The sequence below is a fragment of the Flavobacterium sp. genome (genome assembly GCF_027490375.1).
Taxonomy (GTDB): Bacteria; Bacteroidota; Bacteroidia; order Flavobacteriales; family Flavobacteriaceae; genus Flavobacterium.
Genome location: NZ_JAIXYH010000010.1, coordinates 1 through 4,907 on the forward strand (window position 1 = coordinate 1; position 4,907 = coordinate 4,907).

Below are 4,907 nucleotides of genomic sequence, written 5' to 3' on the forward strand. Positions count from 1 at the left end.
CGCTCAACCATGGTTTTTTGCCCAACGATAACTTTGTTCATTTCCATCGACAACAAGTCGATAAATGCACTTTCGCGTTCAATTTTCTCATTAATTGCGCGGATATCTACCGATGTTCTTTGGTCTTCCATCTCCTGTGTTATTAATTCAGTTTGTTTTATGTTAAAATCCGGTCACAAATTGAATTTTTTTTTAGGCTTATGATTGTTAAAGGATGGTTAAATTCTAACAGCACGTTTAAACCTTAAGTGTCATTTGTGATTTCCTTTTTATATTTTTAAGACTTTTGGGAAACTATTGAAAAATCAAGTAAAAATGACAGAAAAATTGCCCGACAAAATAATTGCTGGAGTCATGACATGGGGCGTCTGGGGCAAAGACTTAACTGTAAACGAAATGGCCGAGCGCATTCGTACCTTCCACGAAAGTGGCATTACCGATTTCGACCATGCCGACATCTACGGAGGTTACACTACTGAAGCTACTTTTGGCGCCGCTTTACGCGAAAGTGGAATCGATCGTTCAAAAATTCAATTGATTACTAAATGCGGTATTCAGTACGTAAGTGAAGCGCGTCCGGTAAAAATCAAACATTACGATTATAGTTTTGAACACATTATCGCTTCCGCAGAACAATCGCTCACCAATCTAAAAACCGATTATCTCGATGTTTTCTTACTGCATCGACCAAGTCCGCTGTTACAGCCCGATGAAGTAGCGGCAGCCATCACTCGTTTGCTAGAAACGGGTAAAATTCGTTCGTTTGGCGTGTCGAACTTTACTAACGAGCAAACAGCCATGCTTCTAAAGTATCTTCCGGTTCAGGTAAATCAAATTCAGTTTTCGGCTACCCATCACGAAGCCGCAACTTCAGGAGCACTCGATTTTATGCTCCTTCACCAAATAAAACCAATGGCGTGGAATCCGCTCGGAAGTTATTTTAAAACCGATTCTGAAACCGCTAAACGCCTAAAACCCGTTGTTGAAGAACTCGCTAAAAAATATGAGGTCGGAACCGATACCATTTTACTAAATTGGATTTTAAAACATCCGGCGCAAATTGCTCCCGTGGTCGGAACTACCGATGTAAACCGACTCAAAAGCCAACTGAAAGCACTAACCTTTTCGATGAGCACCATCGAATGGTTTGAAATATATACCGCAGCATTAGGACATAAAGTACCATGAAAAAAACAGCTCTTATTACCGGCGCAACCGGAGGTATCGGATCGGCTATTGCACGAAAATGTGCTGAAGCGAATTTCCAATTGATACTCTGCGGGCGCAATAGCGAAAAGCTTGAACTACTAAAAACCGAACTTGAAAATCAAACAGCAGTGCATACCGCGCTTTTCGACGTGAGTTCGCGGGAAGAAGTAGCCCGTTTTGTAGCTTCTCTACCAAACGAATTTTCGCAAATTGATTTGTTAGTAAATAATGCTGGAAACGCGCACGGCCTCGATTTATCGCAAGACGCAGCGCTTTCAGATTGGGAACTCATGATCGATACGAACATCAAAGGCGTGATGTTTCTCACCAAAGCCATTTTGCCCAAGATGCTAGCAGCGGGAAGCGGACACATCATAAACATTGGTTCGACGGCCGCAAAAGAAGTGTATCCGCGCGGAAACATGTACTGTGCAACAAAATCGGCAGTCGATACCCTAACCAATGGCTTGCGAATCGATTTAAACGGAACGGGAATTCGCGTAAGTGCCGTACATCCGGCTATGGTACAAACCGATTTCTCCAAAGTTCGCTTCAAAGGCGATGAAGCGCGAGCAGCAAAAGTTTACGAAGGTTTTCAGCCGTTAAAACCGGAAGACATTGCCAATATTGTGCATTTTATAGCAACCATGCCGCCTCACGTAAATATTTCAGATTTAGTGGTTTATCCAACCGATCAAGCTTCGGCAACTTTGGTAAATAGAAAACTATGATAAATAAGCGGTTGCTCATAAAAAATCTGCTCGCGCACAACGACGAGTCGAGTTTTTACGATAAAAAGCGACAGCTAAACTTGCACACACGCGAGGGAAAAGCAAAATTTCTGAAACACATTTGTGCGCTTTCAAATTCCAACCCGGCCAATCACTCGTATATCGTGGTAGGTGTGGAAGACAAAGACAACGAAATTGTTGGCGACGATTTCTTCGACGACAGTCGGATTCAAAACTTAGTGAATGCTTTTTTGGAACATGCGCCTAAAATTCAATACGATAACGTGCCGTTTCCGCATCTTCCGAAAGGGAAAGTGGTCGGATTGGTAACGATAAGTCCGAAAAATAAAGCGTCGTTCTTTAAAAAAGGCATACATACAATCTTGCCCAAAAGCTGTTTTGTGCGTATCGGTTCAAACAGCGTACCGGTTGAAATGCCCGTTTCTCGGAATTTTACGAACGTAGCCACAGTGGTAAGTATCGAGAACAACAGCCGAAACAGCATTCAAGATACGCTCGATAGTGTCATGGATTTTATGTACGTAAAACACCGCGACATGCCCGCGCATTACAAGGTTTTTAAAGAACTCTTTGTGATTTGCTGGGCAGGAATTCCCAAAAAAGTAAAAGACAAAACCTACCTCTCGCGCGTAGACATCGAATTGATAAACGAACAAGTAAAATTGTTTTATTCAGCTCAAGACGAAGTACTTATAGAATTCGACGATTCAAGCTTTACCATAACCGAGTTTATTGCACTCGGACTTAACGATAAAACCAGTTACTATCCCCTCGAACGGCAAACCATACGTTTTTTCGACAACGGTTATTACAAACTCGACACCGAAATGCTTTTCGAACCGCCCGAATACAACCGAAAAGTTTTACACCATATTTATAACGCAACGCTTGCAACTTTGAACCGCGCTGTTCAAAAACCCGAAACAGTTCGCGAATCCGAATTAGAATCGGTGCCGCAAACCCTTATGATTGCCTATTTAAACGGTTTCGAAGACGCCAAGCAAAAACTAATCGATGCAAAATCGATTTTCAAAAGCTTATCAAATGCTACCGCTTTTCAAAATTTCAAACACGCTTTGCGCATTCTTCGAAAAATGAAGTACAACGCTGTTTAAATAAATAGCTTAAAAAATAGCGCGTGGATCTTATTTTTACGTTCGCTAGAATATTCCCTTCCGGCGATTTAACGAAGATTTTTGTGTCGAACTCACCTTATTTAAGCCCATCCACCTTAACCGTCACTTTGCCACTTACTTCCAAAAACGCCAAAATGGCTTTGTTGTTCACTTGAATTTTATCAAAAACAACATCGTTCATCGTTCCGTTAACAAAAACGCCCGGCATCACGCTGTAGTTCGAGGTGTAGCGTTGCAATTGTTTTTTACCTTCTTCCAAATTTGGCGCAATGCTGTACCGGCAGGCTTGTTGCATTTTCTTCAGTATCGTGCCCGAAGCCAGCCAGTTAGCCGCTTTTACTAATGTACTTTTTGTGTCGAGTACATAATCCAAATTATCAAAGTAAATTTCTTTGGTTTGCGCGTTGTAAGCTGGGAATCCGCTAAGGTAAATATCGCCATTCAAACTACCCGAAAGCGTTAAGGCTACAACTATTTTGCCCGATTTGTGCCACAATTTTACCTGCTCTACTTTTACTTTTCGGCTGCCGGAAGCAAATTCTTGGCCGGCAAAATTTTTGGTGATTATCGCCTCCGCGTCGGCATACGTCGAAACGGCAATAACTTTAGCATTCACTGCATGCGGAACCGATTTTACCGCTTTCAATACAACCGCATCTCGATCAAAAAGCGATTTCGGTTTGGCGCCTACAAGCGTCTCAATTTTACACTTCACACCCATATCCATCACCAAAGTACTTTTTCCTATCGTTGCATCAGTGGCATACACTTCAATGGGCGTAAATCGAACCCACGATTGATAGGCTTCGCTTGCCAAACTCGGTTCCGACATTTTAGCCAACGCATCTAAAACCTGCGGCTTAAAATCAACCGTTTTCTTAATCGCATCGTCTATGTTTTTCTCGATTTTTCCCTTAAAGTATTTAATCGCCGGATCAACCAAATACGTAATCGAAACTACTTTGCTGCCAATAGTCATGCTCGGCGATTCCTTCCAATCCAAATCGCTAATTCGTGTTTTGGTTTGTAGTTTCCAGTTCAGCAAATTCACCTCGCTCAGTAAACTCACCACCCCGTTTAAGTCAAATTCCCGCGTGTCGTACAAGTCAATTCCCAATTTCGAAGTGCCGTAACGGTAAAAAATCTTCGCTTTCAAAGGTAAAATCACCTTCATTTTGCCACTTTCCGAGCGCAATTGTATCGGCGCTTGTTTCCAAACCGTGAGTTTAATATCGTCGTCGGTAATGTCTTTATCCTCGTAAATAACGCCGTTTAGCGTTTTATTTATCTGGTTTTCAATATCTTGTATCGAAATTTCTACCGGCATGTTAATAAACGAGGGTTCGGTATCGTAAATCAATGGCGCCGCATCGTCGGGCTCCGGCTTGAGCGATTCTATTTTTTTTACAGAAGAACAGGCTGTAAGCACCACCGCCAAAAGCCAAACTAGGTTTTTCATAATCAGAATTTAAGCAAAAGTAATAAAGTGAATGAATAATTTTTGGGCGAAACCCTGCACCACCCATTTCCCCACCGCAGGGCCGGTCTTTTCGCTGCAACACCACCTGCGCAAAAGCTTTCGGCTGGCGGGTCTGCGGTGCTTCCTCCGGTCGCACGCAGCTGCCGCGCCTCAATGCTTTTGCTACAGGCGTTGTTTCCGCTGCAATACCTTTCGCGGGCAATCGTTTCCAAAAAAAAGTGCACAATTTTTACGTCAAACTGTAACACTCTGCATTTCTTTTCGTCAATTTACAGAGCAAATCAAACCTAATGCCAAAAGTTAAAGCACAGCTATTCGTTCTTTTTGTAG

4 protein-coding genes and 1 pseudogene are annotated in these 4,907 nt (G+C 42.4%); 3 read left to right on the forward strand and 2 right to left on the reverse strand.

Annotated elements, in window-relative coordinates:
• Positions 1–131 (reverse strand): annotated as a pseudogene (locus Q0064_RS01400) (ATPase); the annotation flags it as partial.
• A gap of 184 nt (positions 132–315) precedes the next feature.
• Here Q0064_RS01400 and Q0064_RS01405 point away from each other — a divergent pair.
• Genes Q0064_RS01405 through Q0064_RS01415 form a run of 3 tightly spaced genes read left to right on the forward strand, consistent with a single transcriptional unit; the run spans position 316 to position 3,076 of the window.
• Complete coding sequence (locus tag Q0064_RS01405) at positions 316–1,188, forward strand: aldo/keto reductase (protein WP_298143170.1); 873 nt, start codon at positions 316–318, stop codon at positions 1,186–1,188.
• Entirely contained in the window at positions 1,185–1,940 is a 756-nt protein-coding gene (locus Q0064_RS01410; RefSeq protein WP_298143173.1) for an SDR family NAD(P)-dependent oxidoreductase, read from the forward strand. Before Q0064_RS01405 ends, Q0064_RS01410 begins: the two co-directional genes overlap by 4 nt.
• Positions 1,937–3,076 carry an ATP-binding protein gene (locus Q0064_RS01415; RefSeq protein WP_298143176.1) on the forward strand — a complete coding sequence of 380 codons (1,140 nt, stop codon included), beginning with the start codon at positions 1,937–1,939 and terminating at the stop codon, positions 3,074–3,076. The genes Q0064_RS01410 and Q0064_RS01415 overlap by 4 nt, the downstream gene beginning before the upstream one ends.
• A 97-nt stretch (positions 3,077–3,173) precedes the next feature.
• Here Q0064_RS01415 and Q0064_RS01420 read toward each other — a convergent pair whose 3' ends face one another.
• The gene (locus Q0064_RS01420) at positions 3,174–4,556 is read right to left on the reverse strand and encodes a DUF4403 family protein (protein WP_298143178.1); all 1,383 of its coding nucleotides are present in this window, start codon (positions 4,554–4,556) and stop codon (positions 3,174–3,176) included.
• Positions 4,557–4,907: the final 351 nt, after the last annotated feature.